Here is a 26,073-nt window from a genome sequence, read left to right on the forward strand (position 1 = left end):
TGAAAGGGCGATGCCCGAGAGTTCCAGGCCCGATTCCGGCAACGGAGAGGGGGACAGTAGCGGTGGATTGCTGAAGGCGATCCGGCGGCTTTTCGACAACGGCGAATCCGACACCTCGCTGCGCGCGCAGCTCGAGGAAGTGATCGACGAACACGCCGAGGACCAGCACGGTAGCGAGGTGGAGGGCGAGAAAGGCGACCTCTCGCCGCTCGAGCTGACCATGCTGCGCAATCTGTTGCACTTCAGCGAGCACGACGCGGACGACGTCGCGATCCCGCGCGGCGAGATCATCGCCCTCTCGGCTGATGCCACCTGGGATGAAGTCGTCGCCGCCTTCGCCGAACATGGCCATTCGCGCATGCCGATCTACCGGGAGACGCTCGACGAGGTCATCGGCATGATGCACGTCAAGGACGTCTTCCCGTTTCTCGCGACCGGCACGACGCCGCCGTCCGACTGGACCAGCCTGATGCGCCAGCCACTTTATGTGCCGCAGGCGCGCGGTGCGCTCGACGTGCTGGCCGACATGCGCGCCAGCCGCACCCACCTCGCCATCGTGCTCGACGAGTTTTCCGGCACCGACGGGATCATTACGATCGAGGACCTCGTCGAGGAGATCGTCGGTGAGATCGAGGACGAGCACGACGAAGCGCCAATCGCAATGATCACGCCACTGGGCGACGGCATCTGGGACGCGGATGCCCGCGCAGAGCTCGACGATGTGGCTGAAATCGTCGGCGATTCTCGCATCGCCGAAGTCGAAGAAGCGGTCGATACGCTGGGCGGTCTCGCTTTCGTGCTGGCCGAGCAGGTGCCGCAACCCGGGGCGATCCTCGAACACCCCAGCGGCTGGCAGATCGAGGTTACCGAGGGCGACGACACCCACGTCACCAGGCTGCGGCTCCACAGGCCGGCCGCTGAAAACAAAGAAGAACCCGAATAATCTGACAAAAAAATTGTGCAGTGCGGCAAATCGGCACTCGACAATAAGGCTATTGGGCACAACATTCGCTTTCAATGCCAACCCGCCGACTCCCACCCCTGCGCGCCCTCGAGGCGTTCATTCGCACTGTGCGCCTCGGCTCGGCCCGCGCCGCCGCGGCTGAAATCGGGTTGAGTCCCTCGGCGCTGTCGCGCCGGCTCGGCAACCTCGAGGAGTTCACCGGGCGCAAGCTGTTCTCGCGCAGCGGGCAGACGATGAAGCTGACCGACGAGGGGCGGATCTTCTTCGACGCCGTCACCCCGCACCTCGATGCGCTGGCGGTGGCGGTCGAAAACCAGTCGGAAAACATGCGCCTGCAGCGCCTGCGGCTTGGTGTGTTGCCGCTGTTCGGAACCCAGCGACTGTTCCCCAAGCTGCCAGAACTGCGCCGCGAACACCCGCGGCTGCACATCGACATCGATACCGGGCCGCACCTGATCGACCGGGTCGGGGACACGCTCGACGCCGCGATCCTGCTGACGACCAAGCCCGATGCCGGGTTCCACTCGGTCCAGCTCGATCACAACACTGTGCACGCCATCTGCAACCAGCAACTGGCGGCCGAGATCGGGTTCAACCCGCCGCTTGCCGAACTAGAGAAGCAGACCTTCCTGATCCACAGCGACCTGCCGCTGAGCTTCGATGCGTGGAAGGCGGCGATCGGCATGCCCGAACTGCACCCGCAGGCGATCGACCACTACGATTCGGGCCAGCTGATCCTCGAGGCGGCGGCGCAGGGCCTCGGCATCGCCATGATGCACGACGACCACCTCAAGCGCGCCAACGACCCGCGGCTGGCGCACCTGTTCGACGTGAAGATCCAGAGCCCCTACAGTTACTGGTTCGTGTGCCGCCCGGTCGATCTCGAAAACCGACCGGTGCGGATCTTCCACGACTGGCTGCTCGAAGCGGGGCTCTAGGCCTCCTCCCTTACGAAACCGTCGCCTTGACGATCTTGCCCGGCTCGCGCGGAGGTTCGCCCTTGGGCAGGGCGTCGATGTGCTCCATGCCGCTCTCGACCTGGCCCCAGACGGTGTACTGGCGGTCGAGGAAGCGCGCGTCGTCGAAGCAGATAAAGAACTGGCTGTTGGCGCTGTCGGGCACCGCCGTGCGGGCCATCGAGCAGACGCCGCGGACGTGCGGTTCGTTGTTGAACTCGGCCTTGAGGTCGGGCTTGTCGCTGCCGCTCATGCCGGTACCGGTGGGATCGCCACCCTGCGCCATGAAGCCGGGAATCACGCGGTGGAAGACCACGCCGTCGTAGAAGCCTTCGCTCGCCAGTTCGGTGATCCGCTCCACGTGCCCGGGCGCGAGATCGGGGCGCAGCTTGATGACGACATCGCCACCCTTTCCGTCGCCGCAGTCGAGGGTGAAGGTCAGGGTATCGGCCATTGCATCAGTCTCCTATCTCAGTGCGCGCCGATATAGGGGCGAAAGCGGCAAAGTCACCCTTCGCTTGCTTTTGCGCTTCGCTCGCATAGGGAAACGCCCATGGCCGAAACCGATCTCGACGCGCTGGAAACCGCAGCCGCTACCGCGGCCGAGGAAGAACAGCTCGACGAGGAGAACCGGCTGAAGCCCGAATTCGTCCGCAGCGTGCACGAGGCGCTGGAAGACAAGGACGACGGGCGCGCCTACGAGCTGGTCGAGCCGCTTCACCCGGCCGACATAGCCGACCTGTTCGAACTGCTCGAGCGCGACGATCGGCGTGCGCTGGCAACGGCGATCACCGACCTGATGACAGGCGATGTCATCGCCGAACTCAACGACTACGTCCGCGAGGACATGGTCGAGGCATTGCCCGCGGCGGCCGTGGCGGAGATTGCCGAGCAGCTCGACACCGACGACGCCGTCCAGCTTATCGAGGACCTCGACCACGAGGACCAGCAGGCGATCCTCGCCGAGATGGAGCCCGAGGACCGAGCGGCGATCGAAAGCGCGCTGGCTTACCCGGAAGAGACCGCCGGGCGCCTGATGCAGCGCGAGCTGGTCGCGGTGCCCGAGCACCTGACCGTCGGCGACGTCATCGACTTCATGCGCGAGCACGACGAGCTGCCGACCGAGTTCTGGGAAATCTTCATCGTCGACCACAAGCACCACCCGATCGGGACCTGTGCGCTGTCGTGGATCCTGCGCGCCCCGCGGCACATCCAGCTGGCCGACGTCATGAAGCGCGACCAGACGCTGATCCCGGTCACCATGGACCAGGAAGAGGTCGCGCTGCGGTTCCAGAAATACGCGCTGATCTCGGCTGCGGTGGTCGATGAGAACGGGCGGCTGGTCGGCCAGCTCACTGTCGACGACATCGTCCACATCATTTCCGAAGAGGCCGGCGAAGACGCCCTACTCCTTTCCGGCGCGGGCGAAGGCGACATCAACGAACCAATCCGCGACGCCTACGCCTCACGGGTCCGCTGGCTGGTGGCGAACCTGCTGACCGCCTCGGTCAGCGCGACGATCATCTACTTGTTCGGCGGGGCTATCGAGCAGCTCGTGGTGCTCGCCGCGCTCAGCCCGGTGGTCGCGAGCATCGGGGGGAATGCCGGCACACAGACCATGGCGGTCTCGGTCCGGGCGCTGGCTATGAACCAGCTCACCCGGTCCAACACCCGGCGCATCCTCTGGCGCGAGATACGGGTCGCGCTGGCCAACGGGGCGACCATCGCGCTTCTCATCGGCCTTGCTGTGGCGCTGATCTTCTTCAGCTGGCTCGGCGCGGCGGTGGCGATCAAGCTCGGGGTGGTGATCGCGCTGGCGATGGTCATCAACATCCTCACCGCGGGCTTCGCCGGAGTGGCGGTGCCGGTCATGCTCGACCGGCTCGACCAGGACCCGGCAGTGGCGAGCAGCGTGTTCGTGACGATGATCACCGACTCGATGGGTTTCCTGGTCTTCCTGAGCCTTGCGGTGGCCAGCGGGCTGGTCGGCTGAGCCACTCCTGTTGACACTTGTGACGCGACAAAAGCGGCGGTTTTCCGCCGTTTTCGTGATTTCATGTGAATTCGACTAACATTAAACTTGCGTCCACAAGTTTTCGTGTTAATTCTACTGACATGAAAACCGATTCGGACACCCGCACCTACAAGCAGACCGCCCGCGCCAAGGCTGCGGAGGAGACCGGCGAGCGCATCGTCCAGGCCTTCTACGCCCGGATGCAGGTCGGTTGGTTCGAAGACATCAGGCTCGATGACGTGGCGGCAGACGCCGGCGTAACGGTGCAGACCGTGATCCGCCGCTTCGGCGGAAAGGACGGCTTGCTGGCTGCCGCGTCGGAGTATCTCGGCGACAAGATCATGACCGAACGGAAGGCGTCGGTCGGCGACGTAGGGCGTGCCGTCGAGGCCATCGTCAAGGAATACGAGGCTCAAGGCGAACTGATCATGCGCGCCCTCGCCCAGGAAGACCGTTACCCGCAGATCAGGGCCATGACCGACAAGGGCCGTGCGACGCACCGGCAGTGGGTCGGCCTAATCTTCGCTCCGTGGCTCGAGCCGCTCGAACTCGCGGAGCGGCGGCACGCGCACGACCGGCTGGTCATCGCGCTCGACCTCTACGTCTGGAAACTCCTGCGCGTCGACATGAAGCGCAGCCTCGAAGACCTGCGCCGCACCATGCTCGAGATGGCCGCTGCCGCGCTCTACACCACCCCGCTGGCCCTGCTTGAGGCCCGCACCCCGGAGAACACCGATGCTTGATCCCAAGATCCACCGCAAGTTCCTCGTCACCACCTGGGAAGGCGGAGGCTCGGTCGGCCCCGCCCTCACCGTGGCGCGCAAACTCGTCGACGCCGGTCACGATGTCCGGGTGATGAGCGACGAATGCAATCGACCCGAGAGCGAGAAGACCGGCGCACGCTTCGTGCCCTGGACCCGCGCGCCGAGCCGCGCCGACCGCAATCGCGACAGCGAGCTGGTCCGCGACTGGGCCGGCGCGACCCCGGCCGAAGGGCTCGGGCAGGTCATGAAGGACCTCACCGCAGGCCGCGCGGCCGACTACGCCGAAGACGTCATCGCGGAACTCCGGCGTGAGCCTGCCGACCTCGTCGTCGGCAGCGAACTTATCCTCGGGGTGGAGCTCGGCTGCGAGGTCGCCCGCCAGCCCTGCGTCGTCCTCGCCTGCAACTCGGTCATGTTCCCGATCACCGGCGCACCGCAGGCCGGGCCGCCGATGTCGGCGGAACAGCAGGCCGCAATGGCACCGATGATCGAGGAGATGATGGCCACGTTCGCCGAGGCAACCAGCGTGTTCAACGAGGCGCGCGCGCACTTCGACCTGCCCCCGCTCGACAACATGTGGGACCAGGTGCTGGTGGCCAAGCAGACGCTGCTCGGCATCAGCCGCACCTTCGACTTCGGCGCCGAAGATACCGGCGACCACTTCGCCTATGTCGGCCCGCAACTCGACGAAGCCAACTGGACCGAAAGCTGGCAGTCCCCCTGGCCGGAGGACGACCAACGTCCACTGGTACTCGTCGGCTTCAGCACCACCTTCCAGAATCACATCTCCGTCCTGCAGCGGGTCATCGACGCGCTCGCCAGCTTCCCTGTCCGCGTGCTCGTTACGCTTGGCCCGACCATTGCAGCCGAGGAACTGACCCCCGCCCCCAATACCAGGCTGGTCGCCAGTGCACCGCACGGCGCGGTGATGAAGGAAGCGACACTGGTGGTGACCCACGGCGGTCACGGCACCGTCGCCCGCGCGCTGCTGCACAAGCTGCCGATGCTCGTCATCCCGCACGGCCGCGACCAGGACGGTAACGCAGCTCGCGTCGCCGCCCACGGTGCCGGGCTGATGCTGCCGCCCGCAGCTGAAACGGGCGAGATCGCCGCGGCGATCGATTGCCTCCTCGGCGACCCGGAATTCGCCGCCAGTGCAGCAATCCTTGGTACCGCAGTAGCGCGAGAAGCCCTCGAGTCCGATGTTGTCGCCCAGCTCGAAGCGCTCGCCTGCCCCGAATACGCCTGACCCAACGAACAACGCGAACCGACCCCACCCCCTGCCAGTTCGCGTCGAGCGAAGTCTGCGAGGCCACCCGTTCGGCCTTGCGGGCTTCGCTCGAACCATTCGGGGTTGAGCCGTCGCGGCGATGACCTATGTCAGCGCCCATGCCGCTTCACATGACCAAGATCGCCTTCGGGGCCCAGAGCCGCGAGGAAGTGCGTGAATGGTTCGCCAGCGGTCCGTCGGAGATGCGTCTGACCACCCGCTACCTGCCTAAGCGGCACGAGGAGATGGTCGGCGGCTCGCTATACTGGATTTACGACCGCACGCTGATCGGCCGCAGCCCGATCCTCGGCTTCGAACAGCGCGACGACGGGCGCTGGTGGATTCGCCTCGAACGCAAGCTGGTGCCGGTCGAACCGCGCCCCAAGCGCGCCCACCAGGGCTGGCGCTACCTCGCAGAGGAAGACGCCCCGCGCGACCTCGATGCGGGTGAGGACCCCGACAAGCTGATGCCGGCGAGGATGGTCAAGGATCTGTCCAAACTCGGGCTGGTGTGACAGACCGGGAAAGCTGGCAACATAGGGGGGTGGTTATGAGATCGGCCGTTCTGCTTCTTTTGGCCGCTATGGCGGCACCGGCTGCCGCACAGGATACTCCTGACTCGATCCAATCGTTCATCGAGCTGCAGCAGGAACTAAACCACATTCCCGGCATTGCCGTGGCCGTCGTTCAGGACGGCAAGGTCGAGGAATACGTTTCGGGCACAGCAGACCTCGAATGGAATGCCCCCGTCACCCGCGATACCCGGTTCCAGCTCGCCTCGGTCACCAAGCTGTTCACCGGCGTCCTCGTCATGCGGCTGGTCGAGGCCGGCAAGCTCGATCTCGACAGCCCGATTTCGAGGTATCTCCCCGCGGCACCCGCGGCATGGCAGCCAATCACTGTGCGCATGCTGGCGAACCACACGTCCGGCATTCCCGAAGCCCCGGAGGAATTCACCCCAACAACACTCGCCGAGGTGTTCGACTGGGCGAAGGATAAACCGCTCGACTGGGCTCCGGGCTCTCAGGCCCGCTACGGGCGTAACGACTTCTCGATCCTTGCCATGGCGATCGACGCGGCGACCGGACAGACCTTCGAGGACGCGCTGCGGACGAACCTGCTCGAACCGGCGGGGCTCACCTCGACCGGATATTCGCACCTCAACCAGCAAGGCTGGGTCCGGACCGCCGTGCCGCTGGAAAGGCGGGCGACGGTCTATCACTGGGACGAAGGCCAGCGGAGCTACGAGTTCCTCTATCCCGAGCCCACTTATCCGGCCGGCGGTCTCTTTTCGACCCTCGCCGACGTGGAACTGCTGCTTTCCGGCCTGCAACAGGGCAAGCTGCTAAGGCCCGAACATCTCGCCGAACTGACCACGCCCGCGACCCTGAGCGACGGATCACGCGGACCGTTCGGTATCGGCTGGGTCGCGCACACCCATCACGGCGTCCCGGTTGCGGGGCACACTGGCGGTCCGGCCCTTGCCGACGTGACCTATTACCCCGACCGGCACCTCGCGGTGGTCGTGCTCCAGAACCAGCACAGGCTCTACCCGTGGCTGTCGGGCGCGATCGTCGACAAGGTGATCGGGGTGCCGGAGATCGAGGCCATCGCCGACGCCGATCCAGCGGCCACCAAAGCCGCGCTGGATGCCATGCAGGCCACGTTCTCCGGCTCGCCGCGTCCCGATAGCTGGAGCGAGACTGCGAAGAGCGACTTCCTGCCGTGGTTCGAGACCGACGGGCGCTCCCTGCTGCGCGCCATGGGCGAGCCAAAGTCCTCGATCTTGGTCGCGGAGAAGAGCGGCCCCGACGGACGCGAGCGCACCTACTCGGTGACCTTCGCCAACGCCACCGCGCGCTGGACGGCCGTCACCAACGCGTCGGGCAAGCTCGAGGCCATAGTCCCGACCGACGAGTGAGGCCGTCAGGCGGGAGCAAGGACTTGTCTGTCGCGACCACAGCATCGCAACCAGCGAAATTCAAGTCGCCGCATCCCAGGTCTTCCTGCGAAACCCCGCTAGAGCCACGAAGCTCGACGACGCGATCACCATTGACGACAATCTGCATAGCGAATTGCGGCCGACATCCAAAATCTACGACTCGCTACCGTCGTCGGCTGATCGGCTTTGCAAGGCAGCCGAAGAGACCGGCCCCGAGGCGCTGCTCGATTTCGACAGCGCCTGGCGCTTCGCTGCTTGGGTCAATGGACTCGTGCCGGCCAATCCGGTCGAAACCGGATCAATAGATGTTCCCGAAGGTGAGCATCTTGTCTTCGCGCCCGGCAGTCTCGTGAGCTTCCGCAAGCAAGGCCAAAACTTCGAGAAGCGATTGATCGCACCGGAGATGTTCCATTTTCCGGCGGGCGACCTCCTCTTCTGTCTCTATGAATGTGACGAAGATGCAAGTGCCTGGGTCGCACACCACGCGGTAGAGCCTATCGGGTTTGACTGGTCCAGTGTTCTCTGGAACCCCACCACAAACGAGATGAGGCCTTGTGGCATTGTCAGACCAATTGCACCTTAACCTATTGGCCGTAGCTCAGGGCTGCTGTCAGTCTCGCCTTGTCTCTGGCTTCGCGCCAAGGATCAGAGGTGTTTGGCCAGAATTCGGGCTTCCGAAGCTGGTCAATCTCGTCCAAAATCGACCAAGTGCAGTTAGTCTGGCAATGCCCTCCCACGCAATCGTGGATTGATGCCCCCCGACGAAATTCAACCGACCTGCCGCAGATGGACAGCCATCTGCTCCTGACTGATAGCAAAATAGCCCACTTCAAGCGTAGACGAAATACGGATTTGCGGGCGTCATCCGGCAGTCAAATCGTAACTTGTCTCCAGTTGGCTAAGCTTCCACGACGCCGCATGTCTCAGACCATGAGTTACGGAAGCAATTGCCGCATCCGCGGCTACTTTCCGCCTGACCGCTAACGGCCCACCTTCGGTCATTACCGCACTTCTAGATCCGGAAGCACTACGGTCGTGTGGCGAGTCGGCTGACTTGCACAGTTTCGCGCGCCACTACTGTCCCGTAAATCATCACCCTGCAGCCGACCAGATCGCTCCGCAACTCCTTGGCTTCAATTAAGAAACGCCCCCCTTGCTCACGGCGGAATACGATTCGTTCGCCATCGCGAACAAGGACACCGTATTCATTTATGATGGAGCCAATTTTTTGCACTGCAGCAAAGTTACCTCCTGGACCTAAGATAACAAAGGCGAATTTGAGGATGGCTCTCGGAAAATTGATATGGCCTCTTTCCGATAACCGCCTTTGGCCAACCTGATTTCTCGCGGGTTGGAGTCCCGACTCTCAAATATCAATCTTGGGTCGTTGGCCAAAGGTAGGCATTGTGTACGTCGGCCCCTTGATAGCGATCGATCCGCAAACGCCAAATCGCTGCCGATCAAGAAGTAAGCGCACCGGATTTCCGGCGACCCAGTGCCTCCGATACGAAGAATCCAGTCAGAGGCAGTCGCGACCAGCAAAAGAAATGTGGTCCTGGTAGGGTGCGCAAGCAGCGACTCTCCACGGCCCATTGAACTCAACCCGACAACAAATAAGACAAATGGTCCCAACCGGGTGCCCAACTTTGCCCAACGCGTCTTGGCTGCAATTTATAAGTAATTGAAACCATTGGTAGCGGAGGAGGGACTCGAACCCCCGACACAGGGATTATGATTCCCCTGCTCTAACCTACTGAGCTACTCCGCCCCAAGGGCAGGCCCGGGCAGCGCCGGGACAGGCGGCGCATTTAGGGTGGTGCCCCGCCCCGGTCAACCGCGAAACGACCACCTTTTGACGGTCTCCCACGGCCCGCCGCGATAGCGATGCAGGGCGAGCCCGGCGAACGCGAAATCGCGCGGCGTGACGCTGCGCTCCAGTTCGGCGAGCAGCGCCTGCGCATCCTTCGGTTCGACCCTGTTCTGCACGGTCACGTGGAGACGCGGGCGGTGTTCGTCCTGCGGCGTGAGAAGCCCGTGGAACCGCTCCGCCAGCGAGTCACGCAGGTCCTGCATTTCCGGGCTGGTCAATTCCAGCGCGACGCCGCGTCCGAGCGACATGACGCCCTCCAGCCGCGCCGGGACCGGCGGACGCGCCGCGGCAGCGGCCAGCAGTTCGCGCGCCTCATCCTCGCACGACGGCGGCAGGGCGTGGAACAGTGTGACGTGAGCGTCGAGGAAATTGCGCTCGGGCGGGAAGTGCGCACGGCGCAGTGCCGTCGCCCATGCCTGGAGATCGGAAGGGAGTTCCGCTGTGACAATCAGCGGCGCTATCCCGTCACCCCGGACTTGTACCGGAGTCACATCTCGCCGCGCTGGCGGCGCAGCTCGAACCACTTGGCCACGTTGGCGTTGTGCTCGGCGAGCGTCGCGGCGAAGGCGTGCCGGCCCGATCCGTTCGCCACCATATAGAGCGCGTCGGTCTTCGCCGGGTGCAGCACCGCCTCGATCGAGGCGCGACCCGGGTTGGTGATCGGACCCTTGGGCAGGCCGACCATGGTATAGGTGTTGTAGCCGTTGACAGCGCCGATCTCGCTCTGGCGGATGCGGCGGCCGAGCGGCTTGCCGGCGGTGATAGGGTAGATGATCGTCGGGTCGGCCTGCAGCAGCATCCCCTGCTTGAGGCGGTTGGAATAGAGCCCGGCAACCATGTGCCGCTCGCTCGCCACGCCGGTTTCCTTCTCGACGATCGCGGCCAGCGTCACGGCCTCCTCGGGCGTCTTCACGGCGATGTCGCCGGCGCGCTGCGGCCACAGTTCGGCGATCGTCTTCTTCATCGCCGTCTGCATCCGGGCGAGCACCGCGGCGCGCGACTCGCCGCGTTCGAAATCGTAGCTCTCGGGAAGGACCGACCCTTCCGCCGGGACCGGGATCTCGCCGGTCAGCAGCGGTTCGGCGTTGAGCCGCTCCCACACCATGATCGAAGGGAGACCCTCGGGAATGGTGACGAAGCGGCGGATCACATCGCCATGCTGGAAGGTATCGAGGATCGTCGCCGGGCTTGACCCTGCGGGCAGGAGGAATTCGCCAGCCTTTATCGGATCGCCGCTGCCGAGGATCTTGGCATGGAGGACGAAGCCGTCGGCCGAACCGATGATCCCGTCTTCCTCAAGCTGCTTGGCGACGCCAGTCAGCGTGGAGCCGCTTTGCACCACGAAGGTCCGGTCCTTGTCGAGATTGGCCGAACCCCACCAGCTGGCGCCGAACAAGCCGAGCGCAATCGCCCCGACGATGAGCACCGCCGCGAAGAATGAACAGCCTTTGCGCACGGTGAGAGCCTTAGTCGACCTTCTTCATCACCAGCGAGGCGTTGGTGCCGCCGAAGCCGAACGAATTGTTCAGCACCGCGCGAACCTCGCGCTTCTTCGCGACATGCGGCACGAGGTCGACCCCGGCGCAGCCCTCGCTCGGATTGTCGAGGTTGAGCGTCGGGGGCACGATCTGGTCGCGCAGCGCGAGGATGCAGAAGATCGATTCGACCGCCCCGGCACCGCCAAGCAGGTGGCCGATGGCCGACTTGGTGCTGCTCATCGACACGGTCGAGATGGCATCGCCGAACAGGCGGCGCACCGCGCCCAGTTCGAGTTCGTCACCAAGCGGCGTCGAGGTGCCATGAGCGTTGATGTAGTCGATGTCCTTCGGATCGACCCCGGCCTTGCGGAGCGCCATTTCCATCGAGCGGAACGCGCCCGAGCCTTCGGGATGCGGCGCGGTGACATGGTAGGCATCGCCCGAGAGGCCGTATCCGGCGACTTCGGCATAGATCTTTGCGCCGCGCGCCTTGGCGTGCTCGTATTCCTCGAGAACGACCACACCCGCGCCCTCGCCCATCACGAACCCGTCGCGATCGACGTCGTAGGGACGGCTGGCCTTCTCAGGCTGATCGTTGAACGCCGTGCTGAGCGCGCGCGCCTGGGCGAAGCCGGCAATACCGATCGGGCAGATCGTTGCTTCCGCGCCGCCGGCGAGCATTATGTCTGCATCGCCGTCGCGAATCATCCGCGCGGCATCGCCGATCGAGTGCGCCCCAGTCGAACACGCCGTAACGACCGCGTGGTTGGGCCCCATCAGGCCGTACTTGATCGAGACCTGGCCCGAGATGAGGTTGATCAGCCGCCCATGGACGAAGTGCGGGCTGACGCGGCCGGGGCCCTTTTCGGCCAGGACCAGCGATTCCTTTTCGATTCCCGGAAGGCCGCCGATGCCCGAACCTATCGAGCACCCGGCGCGCAGCTTGGTCGCGTCGTCCATGTCCAAGAGTCCGGCATCCTCGATCGCCTGCCCGGCAGCGTCGATGCCGAAGACGATGAACGGATCGACCTGGCGCTGGACCTTGTGATCGACGCGCTTGTCGGGATCGAAGCCGTATTCGTGGTCGGCCGGCTTCACCTCGCAGGCGATGCGGCACTTCTGGTCGCTCGCGTCGAAGTGGGTGATCGGCCCGGCACCGCTCTTGCCGGCGAGGATGTTGGCCCAGGTCGTCTCGACGTCGCCCCCGAGCGGGGTGACGAGCCCAAGACCGGTTATGACGACACGGCGCATGCTTGTCTCCAGAATCGCGAGGGGCGAGTCGGCCCTCAATACAACAGGCCCAACCCCCGTTCGGGCTGAGCCTGTCGAAGCCCTGACGGGCTACGCCAGACGCCCTTCGACTATCTCCGGGCGAACGGCCTAAGGGACGATTTTATCCCTTGTGCTCTTCGATGTACTTGTTGGCGTCGCCTACGGTGTTGATCTTTTCGGCGGCGTCATCGGGGATTTCGACCCCGAATTCTTCCTCGAACGCCATCACCAGCTCGACGATGTCGAGGCTGTCTGCGCCCAGATCGTCGATGAAGCTCGCGTCGGGGGTGACCTTGTCTTCCTCGACGCCGAGGTGCTCGACAACGATCTTCTTAACGCGGTCGGCGGTATCGCTCATTTGCTGCCCTCTCGAAACTCAGGGTTGTTGAATTGAATTCGCCCTAGTCAACGGGCGAGACGCTGGCAAGTGCCGGGGTCAATCCCCGGCGCCGCCGGTTGCTACCTTTTCCGCATCCGCGGGCTTGGGTTGCTCGATCAACCGGATGTGCACGTCGCGCAGCTGGCGCAGGCTCACCGTGCTTGGCGCGCCCATCATCAGGTCCTGGGCCTTCTGGTTGAGCGGGAAGGCGATGACCTCGCGGATGTTCGGTTCGTCAGCCAGCAGCATGACGATACGGTCGATGCCCGGGGCCGAGCCGCCGTGCGGTGGGGCGCCGAGCTTGAACGCCTCGATCATGCCCGAGAAATTCGCATCGACGTCCTCGCGGCTGTAACCGGCGATCTCGAAGGCCTTGTACATGATGTCCGGGCGGTGGTTCCGGATCGCGCCCGACGACAGCTCGTAGCCGTTGCAGACGATGTCGTACTGCCAGGCCTTGATCTCAAGTGGGCTCTGCGACTCAAGCGCTTCCATCTCTCCTTGCGGCATCGAGAACGGGTTGTGGCTGAAATCGACCTTCTTCTGTTCCTCATCGTACTCGAACATCGGGAAATCGACGATCCAACAGAACTTGAAGCAGCCCTCTTCGATCAGGCCCAGTTCCTCGGCGCAGCGCGTCCGCGCGGCACCGGCGAGGCGCACGGCGTCCTTTTCCTTGCCCGCGGCAAAGAACAGACCGTCGTTCTCGCCGAGCCCGAGCTTGTCGTAGATCTTCTGCATGTTCTCGGGGCCGTGGTTCTTGGCGATCGGGCCGCCGAACTCGCCGCCTTTGCAGGTAACGTAGCCGAGACCGGCGAAGCCTTCCTTGCGCGCCCAGTCGTTCATGTCGTCGAAGAACTTGCGGCTCTTTTCGTGCGTCTCCGGGGCGGGAATCACGCGGACGACACCGCCCGAGCCGACGATCTTTTCGAACAGGCCGAAACCCGACGTCTCGAAGTGACTCGTCACGTCGGTAATGACCAGCGGGTTGCGCAGGTCGGGCTTGTCGGTGCCGTATTTGAGCATCGTTTCGGCATAGGGAATGCGCGGAAACTCGCCCGCCGGGGTCACCGTCTTGCCGCCCGAGAATTCCTCGAACACGCCGGCCAGCACCGGCTCGATGGCGTTGAACACGTCTTCCTGCGTGACGAAGCTCATCTCGAAGTCGAGCTGGTAGAACTCCGGCGAGCGGTCGGCGCGCAAGTCCTCGTCGCGGAAACAGGGGGCAATCTGGAAATAGCGATCGAATCCGGCAACCATCAGCAGCTGCTTGAACATCTGTGGCGCCTGCGGGAGGGCGTAGAAGCGGCCCGGATGCAGGCGGCTCGGCACCAGGTAGTCGCGCGCGCCCTCGGGGCTCGAAGCGCCGAGGATCGGGGTCTGGAACTCGGTGAAGCCCTGCTCGATCATCCGGCGGCGCAACGACGCGATGACGTTCGAGCGCAGCATGATGTTGGCGTGCATCGTCTCGCGGCGCAGGTCGACGAAGCGATACTTGAGGCGGATTTCCTCGGGGTACTCCTGCTCGCCCGCCACCGGCAGCGGCAGTTCGTCGGCGCGGCTCTGCACCGTCACGGCGCGCGCAAAGACCTCGATCTCGCCGGTCGGCAGGTTAGGATTGACCGTCTCGGCGCTTCGCGCCTTGACCAGCCCGTCGATGGTGACGACCGACTCAAGCCTCAGCTTGTCGAGCTCGCCGATCACCGGCGAATCCTCGTCGGCAACGATCTGGGTGATGCCGTAGTGGTCGCGCAGGTCGATGAACAGCACGCCGCCGTGGTCTCGCTTGCGGTGCACCCAGCCCGACAGGCGGACGGTTTCGCCGACGTCAGAGGCGCGCAGGGCGGCGCAATTGTGGGTACGATAGGCGTGCATCACTGACTCTTTCATTCGAGCGGTCTATGGCGCTAGGAAGCCGGCGCTGAAAGGGGAGGCTCGCCCGCTTGTCAAGCCACGTCGGCCGCGTTCGTCGCGCCCTATAGAAAACCGAAGATGAAAATACACCCGCTGATTACGAAAACTGCAGACCTCGCCGCGTTGTGCGACCGACTGGCGAAGCACGACTTCGTCTGCGTCGACACCGAGTTCATGCGCGAGAACACCTACTACCCGCTGCTGTGCCTTGTGCAGGTCGGCAACGAGGAAGAGGCCGCGGCCATCGATCCGCTGGCCGACGGACTCGATCTTGCCCCGCTGCTCGAACTGCTGACGGACAACGAGGACGTTCTGAAGATCTTCCACGCCGGGGGGCAGGACGTCGAAATCATTTACAACCTCACCGCGCGCACGCCGCATCCGATCTTCGACACGCAGATCGCGATGATGGCGATCAGCCAGAGCGAGCAGATCGGTTATGCCAACCTCGTCGAGGCGTGGCTCAACAAGACGATCGACAAGGGCGCGCGCTTCACCGACTGGAGCCGCCGCCCGCTGACCGACCGGCAGATCGAATACGCCATCGGCGACGTGACCTACCTCGCGCAGATCTTCCCCAAGATCCTGAAAAAGCTGATCAAGACCGGTCGAGGGGCGTGGCTCGATGCCGAGATGGAAAAGCTCGCCGATCCGGCCAACTACGCCAACGATCTCGACACGGCATGGCATCGCATCCGCGCTCCGGCCCGCAACGCCCAGGTCCTCGGCCGCCTCAAGGCGATCGCCGCGTGGCGCGAAACCGAGGCGCAGAACAAGGACATTCCGCGCGGCCGCATCATGCGCGACGAGACCCTCGCCGACCTCGCCAGCCACCCGCCCAAGTCGCAGGCCGACCTCGCCAAGGTCCGCGGCCTGTCGCAGGCGTGGAAGGACAACGACATCGGCAAGCGGCTGATGAAGGTGATTTCCAGGGCCGAGCCGCTGTCGAACGAGGAAATGCCCGAAAAGCCCAAGCGCGGCGCGCCGCTGGGCAAGGAAGGCGCGTTGGTGGCCGACCTGCTCAAACTGCTGCTCAAGATCCGCAGCCGCGAGATCGACGTCGCCAGTCGCCTGCTTACCCGCTCCGACGAGCTCGAAGCGCTCGCCGCCGGGGTGCGCAAGCTGCCGGTGCTCGATGGCTGGCGCTACGAGGTGTTCGGAAAGGACGCACTCGAACTGGTCGAAGGCAAGCTCGCTTTTGCGGTGGAGAAAGGCCGGCTCAAGATGACCCACATCGACGACGTGAAGAGCGGCGATGCGACGGTGCACGGGGAAATTGCCGTGGAGCCGGCAGCGGAGTGAGCACTTACCTGCCCACGATCAAGCAGCTGCAATACCTCGTCGCGCTGCATGAACATGGGCACTTCGGACGCGCGGCGGATTCGTGCTTCGTCTCGCAATCGACCCTGTCGGCCGGGATTCGCGAACTCGAGTCGCTGCTCGGCGTGACGCTGGTCGAGCGCAGCCGCCGGGTCGTGCGCTTCACGCCGCTCGGCAATCAGGTGGTCGACAAGGCGCACCGCCTGCTGCGCGAGGCGGAGGAGCTGTCAGACCTTGTGCAGGCCAGTGGCAAGCCGTTGTCGGGCGAACTACGGATGAGCGTCATCCCGACGATCGCCCCGTTCCTGCTGCCGCGCATCCTGCCGCGCCTTCGCAAGGACCGCCCCAACCTCAAGCTGTTCCTGCGCGAGGAAACCAGCGATCACGCCATGGAGAGCCTGCACCACGGCCGCGCCGACTGCGTGCTGCTTGCCCTGCCCTTCGCCACCGGCGAGGTCGAGGTCGAGCACATTTCCGATGACCGCCTGTACGTCGCCATGCCCAAGGGCGATCCGCGCGATCCGCCCGAGCAGGTCACCCCGGCGATGATCGGCGAAGGCAAGCTGCTGCTGCTCGAGGACGGGCACTGCCTCAAGGAACACGCCCTCGCCGCCTGCAACCGGCCGGAACTGAGCGCCTCGGCAACGATGATAGGCACTAGCCTGCACACGCTTGTGCAGATGGTCGACAACGGCCTCGGTGTGACGATGCTGCCGGAAATGGCCATCGACGCGGGCATCCTGCATGAAACCGACGTCGTAGCCCGGCCGCTGAAGGCGAAGAACCCGAGCCGCGAGATCGCGCTCGTCTGGCGCAAGAACTCGCCGCGCGGCGACGAATTCCGCCTGCTGGCCGAAGAACTGCGGGCGGGCTAGCCGCCCGGCGCCTACTTCGTACTGGCAGCCATCTCCGCCGGCGTGACCACGCCGTCCTTATCGGAGTCGATCGCATCGAACCGGGAAAGCATCACCGTGCGGTGCTCGACAAGGGTGACGGTCCCATCACCGTTGGCATCGAATTCCCGTAGGAACCCGCTCGGATCGACCGGCGGAACCTGGGCAACCAGCAGTGCGAATTCGTCCGGTGAGAGGACACCATTCCCGTCGCGATCGATGCGCCGGAATATCTCGCGATTGGCCTCCAGCGCCGCCTGCTGCTGTTCGGCGGTCATCTTTTGCGAGATTTCCTGCGCGGTGACTCGTCCGTCACCGTCGAGGTCATATTCCTTGTAGAGCGCGTCCCAGGTCGCGAGATACTCGGCGCGAGCGACCGGTTCCGAAACCGCCGCCTGTTGCGCGAACAGCAGCACGGCGGAAGCGGCGAACATCAAACTCATTGGGCAATCCCTCCAGAACCCGGTCGATCGGTATAAGGCCTCAAGAACTCAGTCCATGTGCTTAAGGCCGGCACGAAGATAATCCCAACCCGTGATCAGCGTAAGAATCGCCGCTGCCCACAGGGTCGCCAGGCCGACGGAATGCGGGACATTCGCCTCGATCCCGCCGATCATGACGTTCCATTTGGGGAGGGCATTGCCAAGAATCAGTGAACCGAGGCTGACGAGCTGCAACGTCGTCTTCCACTTGGCTAGTCGGCTGACCGGCACCGAGACCTGTAATCCGCCAAGGAATTCGCGCAGGCCCGACACCGCGATCTCGCGGATCAGGATGATCAGGCCGGCGATGACATGCGCGTCGCCCACATAGGGGCCCCTCAACACGCCCTGTGCAGTCAGCACGAGGATGACGGCGGCGACCATGATCTTGTCGGCGATGGGGTCGAGGAACTGGCCGAGCTTGCTCACCGTTCCGCTCGAACGCGCAAGGTAGCCGTCGAAGTAATCTGTAATGCCCATGACGCAGTATAGAGCAAAGGCGAGCAGGTAACCGAAGGCCCAGTCCGACCACCACAGAAGGAACGCGAGGAGCGGCACGGCGAAGATTCGCGACAGCGTCAGCAGGTTCGGCAAAGTAAGCATCGCGCGGTCGATAGCCGCTTATCGCAGCGGGAAAAACCCGGCTTCTCCCTTGCGGTGTTGGCCAAGGCGGCTAAGTCGGGACCAGTTACGGAGAGAGGGCCGCAGCAGTTACATGCTGACTTCGACATACTTGCTGCGGCAACGCCGCTTCCTGCCCTTGTTCGCGACGCAGCTGTTCAATGCGTTCAACGACAATCTCTACAAGAACGCGATGGTCCTCTTCGTGGTCTACGAGGTCTATCGTTCGGAGCAGGAGGAGGCGCAGTTCTCGGCCATCGCCTCGGGGCTGTTCATCCTGCCGTTCTTCGTCCTCTCGGCGCTCGCCGGGCAGCTCGCCGACATGCGCGACAAGGCCAGAATCATCCGCATCATCAAGGCGGCTGAAATCGGCATCATGGCGGTCGGCGCGGTCGGCCTGTTGCTCGCCTGGTCGGGACACCTGACCACCGCCGTGGCCATTCCTCTGATGCTCGCGGCGCTGTTCGCGATGGGCATCCATTCGACGTTCTTCGGCCCGATCAAGTACGCGATCCTGCCGCAGCACCTTCAAAAGGACGAAGTGCTTTCCGGTACGGGACTGGTCGAGGCCGGGACCTACATTGCGATCCTCGCCGGGACGATCCTCGCCGGATGGATCCCGGTGCAATGGGCCGCCGCCGGGATCATCGTGACCGCGGTGCTCGGCTACCTGACGAGCCGCAGCGTGCCTCCCGCGCCGCCGATCGTCCCAAACGAACCGATCGATCTTCACCTGATTCGTTCCTCGATCACGCTGGTGCGCAACACGATGCACCAGGCCGAGGTCTATTACGCGATCCTCGCCATCAGCTTCTTCTGGACCATCGGCGCCGTGCTGTTCATCCAGTTCCCACCGCTGGCCAAGAACGTGCTGCTCGCAGAAAAGGAAGTCGCCAGCCTGTTCCTGGTGGTGTTCTCGATCGGCGTGGCGATCGGATCGGTAGCGGTGAACGCCCTGCTCAAGGGCAAGGTCTCGGCGCGCTACGCCCCGGTTTCGGTGCTGGCGATGGGGGCGTTCGTCGGGATGTTTTACCTCGTGTGCCGGGTCTGGGCGGCGACCGCTTCGGGCGAGATGATGGACGTGCCGACCTTCCTCTCGCACCCGATGGCGTTCGTGGTCCTTTTTTCGCTGCTGATGATCGCGGTCTCGGGCGGCATGTTCGTGGTCCCGCTCTACGCCTTCCTCACGACCAAGGTCGATCCGGGCCAGGCGGCGCGGACGGTGGCGGCCAACAACATCGTCAATTCGGGAGCGATGGTGATCGGCTCGCTGTTCGCCGGCGGCCTGAGCATGGCCGGCGTCCCCCTGACCGAGCAGGTCCTGCTCAGCGCCGGGATGTGCCTGATCTCGGCATGGCTTGGGTGGATGCTCTACAAGGCCGAGCAGGCCGCGGAATCGGCTCCGGCCGAATAATCAGAAAATGAAGGCTGCGACGGCGACCAGGCAGGCGACGTAGCTGGTCGCGAACCCGCGCACGTCCTCGCGGCTGATTTCCAGCACCTCGCGCCAGGTTCGCGGAAGCGGCGCAGCGAGCGCAGCGTCCCGCACGTGCGGCGGCAGGCTCTGCCGGAACGGATGGCGCGCAGTTTCGTCGCCAAGGACAAGGTAGCGTCTCATGGCCACTGCAATTAACGAAATCGTAACCATATGGAAGATGTACGAAAGTTACTGTCCACAGACGGGACAGAGTCTCTCCCCTACGACGCGAAGTAACTGCCAGGTCGAGACTTTGTTCGCCTAACCCCCTGCCATTGCGCAGATCTTCTTCCACTCGTCGGGGCGGATTTCAGCGACAGAAAGGCGTGAAAGCTTGAGCAATTCGACTTCGGCCAGAGAAGGCTCTGCCTTGATCGCGGCGAGCGAGACGGGATGCGCCAGCTTGCGCACCGGTTCGATCTCGACCGCAGCCCAGGTGCCGGTGTCGTCCTTCGGATCGGCGAGCCCGGCGGCAACGATCCTAACGATGCCGACGATCTCCTTGTCGCTGACCGAGTGGTAGAAGAATGCCTCGTCGCCGACCTGCATCGCCTGCAGGTTGTTGCGCGCCCGGTAATTGCGCACGCCGTCCCAGATCGTACGGCCTTCCTTGACCAGCCGATCGAAGCTGTAAGCCTCCGGTTCGCTCTTCATCAGCCACAGGCGTTTAGCCATCGATTCACTCACCTTCACACTCTCGCTGGCACCTAAGGCTCAGATTAACCAAATAAGAACGATGCGGCGCTATCGGCAAATGCCATGGGAGGCTTCGTCCGATTGCTCAACCCCTTAGTTCGCGCCGCCGGTGCCGGTGAGGGCGCGAAGGAGCGCGTGTCGCGGGACCTCCTTCCTATCGGCATCGCGCTGGCGGCCGGAATCCTCTTCATCGGCATCGGTGGACAGGTCCTGCCGAAGATCCTCAAGACCTGGATGGGTGTCGCTGATCCGCCGGACGTCCTGCTGACCAATGCGCTGCTGCTCAACATCGCGATCCTCTTGTTCGGTTGGCGCCGCTATTCTGCGCTGACCCGCGAACTGCTCGTATGCAGCCAGGCCGAAATTGAGGCCCGCATGTTGGCTGAGAGCGACCCCCTGACCGGAATCCGCAATCGCCGCAGCCTGCTACCCGCTGTCAATGCCTTGCTAGCCGAGCGTTGCGTCGGACATGGCGATGTCGCCCTGCTCTTGGTTGATCTCGACAACTTCAAAGCAATCAACGACCGCTGCGGCCACAAGGTCGGTGACAGTGTCCTAATCGAGGCTGCGGCGCGCATCGCCCGTGTAATACCTAAGGACACGCTATTGGCCCGAATAGGCGGCGACGAATTTGCCTGCGCCTTGACCTGCGACCGGATCACCCGCACGGGCCTCGAAGCCCTAGCTAATGACATAGTTGGCTCAGTGGCACAGCCGATCGACGCGGGCAACTTCCGTCTCGACGTCACCGCTTCGGTGGGTATCGCCACTGCCAGACAGCCAAGAGAGGCCTGGCCCGACGCCGAATTGTTGGCTCACTGGGCCGATGTTGCGATGTACCACGCGAAAAGGAGCGGCCGCGACCGATATGTCTGGTTTGAAGAAAGGATGGAAGCTGAGCTTTGTTTCCGTAATGCCCTTGAAAATGGGTTACGTAAGGGCATCAGCAGCGGCGAATTTGTCCCGTGCTACTTGCAGCATATCGACACCCAGAGCGGAGAGCTTGTGGGCTTCGAGATGCTCGCACAATGGGAGTCGCCCGAGTTCGGCATTGTCAGCCCCGAGCTATTCATCCCTCTGGCCGAAGATCTCGGCGTTATCAGCGAGCTCTCGGAAGGACTGATCCGCCAGGCACTGCAGGATGCTAAGGAGTGGGAGGAGCACCTCACGCTCTCGGTCAACATCTCGCCGATCCAGCTGCGCGATCCGTGGCTGGCGCAGAAGCTGCTCATGCTGCTGCAGGAATCGGGCTTTCCCCCGCACCGCTTCGAAATCGAGATCACCGAAAGCTGCCTGCACGAAAACGTCGCCGTTGTCCGCTCAGTGATCGCCAGCCTCAAGAACCAGGGCGTGAAGATCAGCCTCGACGATTTCGGAACTGGCTATTCGAGCCTCGCGCAGCTTCGCGCGCTCGAATTCGACCGGCTGAAGATCGACCGCAGCTTCGTCGGCGAACTGGCCGACGGCAAGGCGAGCAGTGAACTCGTGTCGGCGATCGTCGCGCTCGGCCGCGGGCTCGGGCTGCCGATCGTGGTCGAAGGCATCGAGAACGCCGCGACGCTCTCCGCAATCAAGAAGTTCGGTGAGGTCAAGGGCCAGGGCTACCACTATGGACGCCCCGAGGATGCCGAGGCAACGTTGCACCGCCTGCTGCTCAAGGCGGCGGAAAGCGGCATCGCGGCCGAGCCGGCCGAAGAGGTCCCGGCAAAGCGGAGCGTGGGCAAGTCCGGCTAAGCGCCATTGTGATTGTCGCTTCGCCACCCTAGGTGGCGGCTATGCGAATTCCGTTCATCAAGATGCACGGCCTGGGCAACGATTTCATCGTGCTCGACGCGCGTGACGGCGACATGCCGCCGCTCGAGGCGCATGTCGCCCGGGCACTGGCCGACCGGCACACCGGGATCGGTTGCGACCAGCTGATCGTGCTCGAACCCTCCGAAGTGGCCGACTTCCGAATGCGCATCCGCAACGCCGATGGCGGCGAGGTCGAGGTCTGCGGCAACGCCACGCGCGCTGTCGCGATGCTCCACGGCGAACCGGTCGAGATCGAGACCGTCGCCGGCATCCTCTCCGCCCGTCCCGAGGAGGGCGGCGCGGCCGTGGATATGGGCGAGCCCGAGTTCGGCTGGGACGCGATCCCGCTGTCGGACCCGATGGACACGCTCGACATGCCGGTCGGGTGGGACGGCCTCGAACGGCCCGTGGCGGTCAATGTCGGCAACCCCCACGCGGTGTTCTTCGTGCGCGACTGCGACAAGGTCGACCTCGCGCGGCTCGGCCCGGCGATCGAGCGCGACCCGCTGTTCCCCGAACGCGTCAACGTCAATGTCGCCACCATCGAGAACCGCAGCGAGATCCGACTGCGCGTGTGGGAGCGCGGCGCCGGGCTAACACGCGCCTGCGGCACTGGCGCCTGCGCCACGGCGGTCGCGGCGATGCGCCGCAAGCTGGTCGATCGCGAGGTCGTCGTCACCCTGCCCGGCGGCAAGCTGCTGATCACATGGGGTGAGGATGGGCGCGTCACCATGACCGGCCCGGCGACCGAAAGCTTCCGCGGCAGTTTCGACTGGGGCGACTTCGCTTGAACGACACGCAGGTCATTTCGCTCGGTTGCCGGCTCAACATCGCCGAGAGCGAACGGATACGCACCTTGCTGGCCGGCGAGCCCGATACCGTCGTGGTCAATTCCTGTGCCGTCACATCGGAAGCGGTACGCCAGACCCGGCAGGCGATCCGCCGGGCGCGCCGGGCGCGACCCGATGCGCGGCTGCTGGTAACGGGCTGCGCCGCCGACATCGAGCGCGACCAGCTCGCCGCCATGCCCGAGGTAGACGGCCTCGTCCCCAACGCCGCCAAGCTCGATGCGCGGGCTTGGAACGTACCCGCCCGGCCCGCCCCGGTACTATTGCAGCACACCCGCGCCTTCATCGGCGTGCAGACGGGCTGCGACCACGCCTGCACCTTCTGCGTCATCCCGCAAGGTCGCGGGCCGAGCCGTTCGCAGGCTATCGCGCAGGTGCTGCGCGAGGTCGAAACGCACCTCGATCAGGGTGCGGCAGAAGTGATCCTGACCGGGGTCGACCTGACCAGTTGGGGCCACGACCTTCCCGGCCGCCCTGCCTTCGGCATGCTGGTCCGTGCCCTGCTTGACGAATTCCCGCAGTTGAAGCGCCTCAGGATGTCCTCGCTCGACGGAATCGAGGTGGATGAAGCGCTGTTCGAATTGTTCGCGAGCGAGGAACGCGTAATGCCGCACCTCCACCTCTCGCTGCAGCACGGGCACGACCTTATCCTCAAGCGCATGAAGCGCCGCCACCTGCGCGCCGACGCGGGGCGGCTGGTCGAGCGGCTGCGCGAACGCCGTCCGGACATTGCCATCGGCGCCGACCTCATCGCCGGTTTCCCGACCGAGAGCGAGGAGCACCATCGTGCCAACCTCTCGATCGTCCGCGAACTGCCAGTGGTCCATGGCCACGTCTTTCCGTACTCGCCGCGCCCGGGCACCCCGGCCGCACGGATGCCGCAGGTGGACACGACGACGATCCGGCGCCGCGCTGCCGAACTGCGCGCCGTAGTCGCCGAGGTTCGCGAGCGCTGGCTCGCCAGTCTTGTGGGCACCGCGCAATCGGTCCTTACCGAAAGCGACGGAACCGGCTACGCGCCGGGCTTCGCCCGCGTTGCCGTGCCGCAAGGGACTCCCCGCGGCCGCATCGCGACTGTCACGCCCACCCGCCTCGAGGAAGGCCTGCTGCTGTGAGCGAGCCGAAAAGCTGGACCGAGCGCCTGTTCGGCGGCTTCCGCAAGACCTCGGAACGCCTGTCCGAGAACCTCGCGCCCGCCTTCACGGCGGAAGAGCCGGAGACGACACCCGAGCCGGAAGCGGAGCCTACTCCCGCCCCGGCTCCCGAACGCTCGTCGGCTGCGGCCCCGACGCCCGCTCCCTCGATCATCGCCAAGGTCGCGACCATGACGCGCACGGCGAAGCTGGACCAGGCGACCCTCGACGAGGTCGAGGATGCGCTGATCCTCTCCGACCTCGGCCCCAGCGCCGCCTCGCGCATCACCGCCAAGCTGGCCGAGAAACGCTTCGGCCTGACGATGACCGAGCGCGAACTGAAGGAAGCCGTGGCCGAGGAAATCGCCGAGATCCTGCGCCCCGTCGCCAAGCCGCTCGAGATCGTCGCCTTCCCGCGCCCGCAGGTCATCCTCGTCATCGGCGTCAACGGCAGCGGCAAGACCACCACCATCGCCAAGCTCGCACACCTGTTCCAGGAACAGGACTACGGCGTCCTCCTCGCCGCCGGCGACACCTTCCGCGCCGCCGCCATCGGCCAGCTCAAGGTCTGGGCCGAGCGTATCGGCGTGCCGATCGTCACCGGTCCAGAAGGCGGCGACCCCGCTTCCATCGTTTTCGATGCGGTCAAGCAGGCCACTGCCACCGGCATCGATGCTTTGGTGGTCGACACCGCGGGTCGCCTTCAGAACAAGCGCGAGTTGATGGACGAACTGGCCAAGATCCGCCGTGTCCTAGGCCGCCTCAACCCCGAAGCGCCCCACGACGTGGTGCTGGTGCTCGATGCGACCAACGGCCAGAACGCCCTCTCGCAGATCGACGTGTTCAAGGAAGTGGCGGGCGTGACCGGCCTCATCATGACCAAGCTCGACGGCACCGCGCGCGGCGGCGTGCTGGTCGCCGCGGCCGAACAGTACGGACTGCCGATCCACGCCATCGGCGTCGGCGAGAAGATCGACGACCTGCGCCCGTTCGACCCAGACCTGGTGGCGCGCGTGATTGCGGGGGTTGCGTGATGCAGGCCAATCCGTCGTCATTGCGAGGGGCCGCAGGCCCCGCGGCAATCCAGGGCGGCCCGCGAGACCTCCCTGGATTGCTTCGTCGCTTCGCTCCTCGCAATGACGAGGGAATCTAGATGGCCGACACCCCGCCCCCGGCAAAGAAGCAAGGCACCGGCTGGCTCAACCTGCTGGTCGACTACGGCCCGCTGCTGGTGTTCTTCGCAGTGTACTGGGTCTACGCCCCGGCCAACAAGGAAGACGGGATCGGCACGATCTTCGCCGTCGTCCATTCGACCGGCGCTTTCATCGTCGCCGCAGTGATCGCGCTTGCAGCGTCAAAGTGGCTGACCGGCAAGGTCTCGCGCATGCTCGCGCTCTCGACCACTCTCATCGTCGGCTTCGGAGGACTGACGATCCTTCTGCGCGATCCCTTCTACGTGCAGGTCAAGCCGACCGCGCTCTACGCCTTCTTCGGCGTCGTGCTGCTTGCCGGCTGGATGCGCGGCAAGGCGCTGTTGCAATGGCTGCTCGAAGCCGCTTTCGAGGGCCTGTCCGACGAAGGCTGGCTGAAGTTGAGCCGCAACTGGGGAATCTTCTTCCTGTTCCTCGCCCTGCTCAACGAGATCCTGCGCCACTACCTAAGCTTCGGCGACTGGCTCACCGCCAAGCTGTGGGTCTTCATGCCGCTGAGCTTCCTCTTCACTTTCACCCAACTGCCGATGCTCCTGCGCCACGGCCTGTCGCTGGGGCAAGAGGAAGAGGTGATCGAGAACCCGCCCGTCGAGTAAACTAAGCTCACGTCCGCAAGTGAGACGAATGCGGACGCTAGTCGTGTCCCAAAACAATATCGGCGAAGGCCCCCGGATTTCCTCGCAGCCCACCATTCCAATTTTTTGCTCGTCTGCCGACGAACAAGACCTTTTCCATGACGTAAAATTGGACGCTGATCCCCGCGGTCCCAGGTCGG

Annotated in this window: 27 protein-coding genes and 1 tRNA gene; 16 read left to right on the plus strand and 12 right to left on the minus strand. The window is 64.4% G+C overall.

The window, feature by feature from the left end; all coding sequences use genetic code 11:
- Window positions 1-10 precede the first annotated feature (10 nt).
- Entirely contained in the window at window positions 11-943 is a 933-nt protein-coding gene (locus GRI89_RS07385) for a hemolysin family protein (protein WP_159793681.1), read from the plus strand.
- A gap of 74 nt (window positions 944-1,017) precedes the next feature.
- Complete coding sequence (locus tag GRI89_RS07390; protein ID WP_159793683.1) at window positions 1,018-1,902, plus strand: LysR substrate-binding domain-containing protein; 885 nt, start codon at window positions 1,018-1,020, stop codon at window positions 1,900-1,902.
- A 10-nt stretch (window positions 1,903-1,912) separates the two neighbouring features.
- Here GRI89_RS07390 and GRI89_RS07395 read toward each other — a convergent pair whose 3' ends face one another.
- A complete protein-coding gene (locus GRI89_RS07395) occupies window positions 1,913-2,374 on the minus strand; it encodes a peptidylprolyl isomerase (RefSeq protein ID WP_159793685.1) in 462 nt (153 codons plus the stop codon).
- Between the two features lie 99 nt (window positions 2,375-2,473).
- Here GRI89_RS07395 and mgtE point away from each other — a divergent pair, with 99 nt between their 5' ends.
- From mgtE to GRI89_RS07425, 6 genes are all read left to right on the plus strand, one after another.
- Window positions 2,474-3,913 carry a magnesium transporter gene (gene mgtE, locus GRI89_RS07400; RefSeq protein ID WP_159793687.1) on the plus strand — a complete coding sequence of 480 codons (1,440 nt, stop codon included), beginning with the start codon at window positions 2,474-2,476 and terminating at the stop codon, window positions 3,911-3,913.
- A 122-nt stretch (window positions 3,914-4,035) separates the two neighbouring features.
- Entirely contained in the window at window positions 4,036-4,677 is a 642-nt protein-coding gene (locus GRI89_RS07405) for a TetR/AcrR family transcriptional regulator (RefSeq protein ID WP_159793689.1), read from the plus strand.
- Complete coding sequence (locus GRI89_RS07410; RefSeq protein ID WP_159793691.1) at window positions 4,670-5,947, plus strand: nucleotide disphospho-sugar-binding domain-containing protein; 1,278 nt, start codon at window positions 4,670-4,672, stop codon at window positions 5,945-5,947. The genes GRI89_RS07405 and GRI89_RS07410 overlap by 8 nt, the downstream gene beginning before the upstream one ends.
- A gap of 140 nt (window positions 5,948-6,087) precedes the next feature.
- On the plus strand, window positions 6,088-6,483 hold the full coding sequence (locus tag GRI89_RS07415; RefSeq protein ID WP_159793693.1) for a DUF1489 family protein: 396 nt from the start codon (window positions 6,088-6,090) through the stop codon (window positions 6,481-6,483).
- A 68-nt stretch (window positions 6,484-6,551) separates the two neighbouring features.
- Window positions 6,552-7,889 carry a serine hydrolase domain-containing protein gene (locus GRI89_RS07420; RefSeq protein WP_159793695.1) on the plus strand — a complete coding sequence of 446 codons (1,338 nt, stop codon included), beginning with the start codon at window positions 6,552-6,554 and terminating at the stop codon, window positions 7,887-7,889.
- Window positions 7,890-8,043: 154 nt separating this feature from the next.
- Window positions 8,044-8,493 (plus strand): hypothetical protein, encoded by a 450-nt coding sequence (locus GRI89_RS07425; RefSeq protein ID WP_159793697.1) that lies wholly within the window; start codon window positions 8,044-8,046, stop codon window positions 8,491-8,493.
- A 444-nt stretch (window positions 8,494-8,937) separates the two neighbouring features.
- On the opposite strand, the gene GRI89_RS18375 is transcribed toward GRI89_RS07425, so the two are convergent.
- From GRI89_RS18375 to aspS, 7 genes are all read right to left on the minus strand, one after another.
- Window positions 8,938-9,144, minus strand: a complete 207-nt coding sequence (locus tag GRI89_RS18375; protein WP_407924970.1) for a DUF5818 domain-containing protein — start codon at window positions 9,142-9,144, stop codon at window positions 8,938-8,940.
- A 457-nt stretch (window positions 9,145-9,601) separates the two neighbouring features.
- Window positions 9,602-9,678, minus strand: a tRNA-Met gene (locus GRI89_RS07430).
- 62 nt (window positions 9,679-9,740) lie between these two features.
- Window positions 9,741-10,271, minus strand: coding sequence for a 2'-5' RNA ligase family protein (locus GRI89_RS07435; RefSeq protein ID WP_328598132.1), 531 nt, complete (start codon window positions 10,269-10,271; stop codon window positions 9,741-9,743).
- Entirely contained in the window at window positions 10,268-11,236 is a 969-nt protein-coding gene (gene mltG, locus GRI89_RS07440; RefSeq protein ID WP_328598133.1) for an endolytic transglycosylase MltG, read from the minus strand. Before mltG ends, GRI89_RS07435 begins: the two co-directional genes overlap by 4 nt.
- A 10-nt stretch (window positions 11,237-11,246) precedes the next feature.
- Window positions 11,247-12,509 (minus strand): beta-ketoacyl-ACP synthase II, encoded by a 1,263-nt coding sequence (gene fabF, locus GRI89_RS07445; RefSeq protein ID WP_159793699.1) that lies wholly within the window; start codon window positions 12,507-12,509, stop codon window positions 11,247-11,249.
- Between the two features lie 142 nt (window positions 12,510-12,651).
- The gene (locus GRI89_RS07450) at window positions 12,652-12,888 is read right to left on the minus strand and encodes an acyl carrier protein (protein WP_039094202.1); all 237 of its coding nucleotides are present in this window, start codon (window positions 12,886-12,888) and stop codon (window positions 12,652-12,654) included.
- Window positions 12,889-12,966: 78 nt separating this feature from the next.
- Entirely contained in the window at window positions 12,967-14,784 is a 1,818-nt protein-coding gene (aspS, locus tag GRI89_RS07455) for an aspartate--tRNA ligase (protein WP_159793865.1), read from the minus strand.
- Between the two features lie 117 nt (window positions 14,785-14,901).
- Between aspS and rnd the strand changes: the two genes are divergently transcribed.
- A complete protein-coding gene (gene rnd / locus GRI89_RS07460) occupies window positions 14,902-16,125 on the plus strand; it encodes a ribonuclease D (protein ID WP_159793701.1) in 1,224 nt (407 codons plus the stop codon).
- Complete coding sequence (locus GRI89_RS07465; RefSeq protein WP_328598134.1) at window positions 16,122-17,018, plus strand: hydrogen peroxide-inducible genes activator; 897 nt, start codon at window positions 16,122-16,124, stop codon at window positions 17,016-17,018. The genes rnd and GRI89_RS07465 overlap by 4 nt, the downstream gene beginning before the upstream one ends.
- Before the next feature lie 11 nt (window positions 17,019-17,029).
- On the opposite strand, the gene GRI89_RS07470 is transcribed toward GRI89_RS07465, so the two are convergent.
- Both GRI89_RS07470 and pgsA read right to left on the minus strand, forming a co-directional pair.
- The gene (locus tag GRI89_RS07470) at window positions 17,030-17,479 is read right to left on the minus strand and encodes an EF-hand domain-containing protein (RefSeq protein WP_159793869.1); all 450 of its coding nucleotides are present in this window, start codon (window positions 17,477-17,479) and stop codon (window positions 17,030-17,032) included.
- 48 nt (window positions 17,480-17,527) lie between these two features.
- Window positions 17,528-18,121, minus strand: coding sequence for a CDP-diacylglycerol--glycerol-3-phosphate 3-phosphatidyltransferase (gene pgsA, locus GRI89_RS07475; RefSeq protein WP_159793703.1), 594 nt, complete (start codon window positions 18,119-18,121; stop codon window positions 17,528-17,530).
- 112 nt (window positions 18,122-18,233) lie between these two features.
- On the opposite strand from pgsA, the gene GRI89_RS07480 reads away from it, so the two are divergent.
- Window positions 18,234-19,553, plus strand: coding sequence for an MFS transporter (locus tag GRI89_RS07480; protein WP_159793705.1), 1,320 nt, complete (start codon window positions 18,234-18,236; stop codon window positions 19,551-19,553).
- On the opposite strand, the gene GRI89_RS07485 is transcribed toward GRI89_RS07480, so the two are convergent.
- Window positions 19,554-19,757, minus strand: a complete 204-nt coding sequence (locus tag GRI89_RS07485; RefSeq protein WP_159793707.1) for a hypothetical protein — start codon at window positions 19,755-19,757, stop codon at window positions 19,554-19,556.
- Window positions 19,758-19,877: 120 nt separating this feature from the next.
- On the minus strand, window positions 19,878-20,291 hold the full coding sequence (locus GRI89_RS07490; protein ID WP_159793709.1) for an EVE domain-containing protein: 414 nt from the start codon (window positions 20,289-20,291) through the stop codon (window positions 19,878-19,880).
- 156 nt (window positions 20,292-20,447) lie between these two features.
- On the opposite strand from GRI89_RS07490, the gene GRI89_RS07495 reads away from it, so the two are divergent.
- The 5 genes from GRI89_RS07495 to GRI89_RS07515 all read left to right on the plus strand — a co-directional run bounded on the left by GRI89_RS07495 (window position 20,448) and on the right by GRI89_RS07515 (window position 25,894).
- Complete coding sequence (locus tag GRI89_RS07495) at window positions 20,448-22,046, plus strand: putative bifunctional diguanylate cyclase/phosphodiesterase (protein ID WP_159793711.1); 1,599 nt, start codon at window positions 20,448-20,450, stop codon at window positions 22,044-22,046.
- A 41-nt stretch (window positions 22,047-22,087) separates the two neighbouring features.
- On the plus strand, window positions 22,088-22,897 hold the full coding sequence (dapF, locus tag GRI89_RS07500; RefSeq protein WP_159793713.1) for a diaminopimelate epimerase: 810 nt from the start codon (window positions 22,088-22,090) through the stop codon (window positions 22,895-22,897).
- Entirely contained in the window at window positions 22,894-24,069 is a 1,176-nt protein-coding gene (locus GRI89_RS07505; protein ID WP_159793715.1) for a MiaB/RimO family radical SAM methylthiotransferase, read from the plus strand. Before dapF ends, GRI89_RS07505 begins: the two co-directional genes overlap by 4 nt.
- Entirely contained in the window at window positions 24,066-25,121 is a 1,056-nt protein-coding gene (gene ftsY, locus GRI89_RS07510) for a signal recognition particle-docking protein FtsY (RefSeq protein ID WP_328598135.1), read from the plus strand. Before GRI89_RS07505 ends, ftsY begins: the two co-directional genes overlap by 4 nt.
- A gap of 119 nt (window positions 25,122-25,240) precedes the next feature.
- The gene (locus tag GRI89_RS07515; RefSeq protein ID WP_159793717.1) at window positions 25,241-25,894 is read left to right on the plus strand and encodes an inner membrane-spanning protein YciB; all 654 of its coding nucleotides are present in this window, start codon (window positions 25,241-25,243) and stop codon (window positions 25,892-25,894) included.
- Window positions 25,895-26,073: the final 179 nt, after the last annotated feature.

This window comes from Croceibacterium salegens (genome assembly GCF_009827435.1).
Taxonomy (GTDB): domain Bacteria; phylum Pseudomonadota; class Alphaproteobacteria; order Sphingomonadales; family Sphingomonadaceae; genus Croceibacterium_B; species Croceibacterium_B salegens.

Excerpts from the sequence above, each read along its gene's own strand:
- GRI89_RS07385 (WP_159793681.1), top strand. The coding sequence starts at position 11 with ATGCCCGAGAGTTCCAGGCCCGATTCCGGCAACGGAGAGGGGGACAGT.
- GRI89_RS07390 (WP_159793683.1), top strand. The coding sequence starts at position 1,018 with ATGCCAACCCGCCGACTCCCACCCCTGCGCGCCCTCGAGGCGTTCATT.
- GRI89_RS07395 (WP_159793685.1), bottom strand. The coding sequence starts at position 2,374 with ATGGCCGATACCCTGACCTTCACCCTCGACTGCGGCGACGGAAAGGGT.
- mgtE (WP_159793687.1), top strand. The coding sequence starts at position 2,474 with ATGGCCGAAACCGATCTCGACGCGCTGGAAACCGCAGCCGCTACCGCG.
- GRI89_RS07405 (WP_159793689.1), top strand. The coding sequence starts at position 4,036 with ATGAAAACCGATTCGGACACCCGCACCTACAAGCAGACCGCCCGCGCC.
- GRI89_RS07410 (WP_159793691.1), top strand. The coding sequence starts at position 4,670 with ATGCTTGATCCCAAGATCCACCGCAAGTTCCTCGTCACCACCTGGGAA.
- GRI89_RS07415 (WP_159793693.1), top strand. The coding sequence starts at position 6,088 with ATGCCGCTTCACATGACCAAGATCGCCTTCGGGGCCCAGAGCCGCGAG.
- GRI89_RS07420 (WP_159793695.1), top strand. The coding sequence starts at position 6,552 with ATGGCGGCACCGGCTGCCGCACAGGATACTCCTGACTCGATCCAATCG.
- fabF (WP_159793699.1), bottom strand. The coding sequence starts at position 12,509 with ATGCGCCGTGTCGTCATAACCGGTCTTGGGCTCGTCACCCCGCTCGGG.
- GRI89_RS07450 (WP_039094202.1), bottom strand. The coding sequence starts at position 12,888 with ATGAGCGATACCGCCGACCGCGTTAAGAAGATCGTTGTCGAGCACCTC.
- aspS (WP_159793865.1), bottom strand. The coding sequence starts at position 14,784 with ATGCACGCCTATCGTACCCACAATTGCGCCGCCCTGCGCGCCTCTGAC.
- rnd (WP_159793701.1), top strand. The coding sequence starts at position 14,902 with ATGAAAATACACCCGCTGATTACGAAAACTGCAGACCTCGCCGCGTTG.
- GRI89_RS07470 (WP_159793869.1), bottom strand. The coding sequence starts at position 17,479 with ATGAGTTTGATGTTCGCCGCTTCCGCCGTGCTGCTGTTCGCGCAACAG.
- pgsA (WP_159793703.1), bottom strand. The coding sequence starts at position 18,121 with ATGCTTACTTTGCCGAACCTGCTGACGCTGTCGCGAATCTTCGCCGTG.
- GRI89_RS07480 (WP_159793705.1), top strand. The coding sequence starts at position 18,234 with ATGCTGACTTCGACATACTTGCTGCGGCAACGCCGCTTCCTGCCCTTG.
- GRI89_RS07485 (WP_159793707.1), bottom strand. The coding sequence starts at position 19,757 with ATGAGACGCTACCTTGTCCTTGGCGACGAAACTGCGCGCCATCCGTTC.
- GRI89_RS07490 (WP_159793709.1), bottom strand. The coding sequence starts at position 20,291 with ATGGCTAAACGCCTGTGGCTGATGAAGAGCGAACCGGAGGCTTACAGC.
- dapF (WP_159793713.1), top strand. The coding sequence starts at position 22,088 with ATGCGAATTCCGTTCATCAAGATGCACGGCCTGGGCAACGATTTCATC.
- GRI89_RS07515 (WP_159793717.1), top strand. The coding sequence starts at position 25,241 with ATGGCCGACACCCCGCCCCCGGCAAAGAAGCAAGGCACCGGCTGGCTC.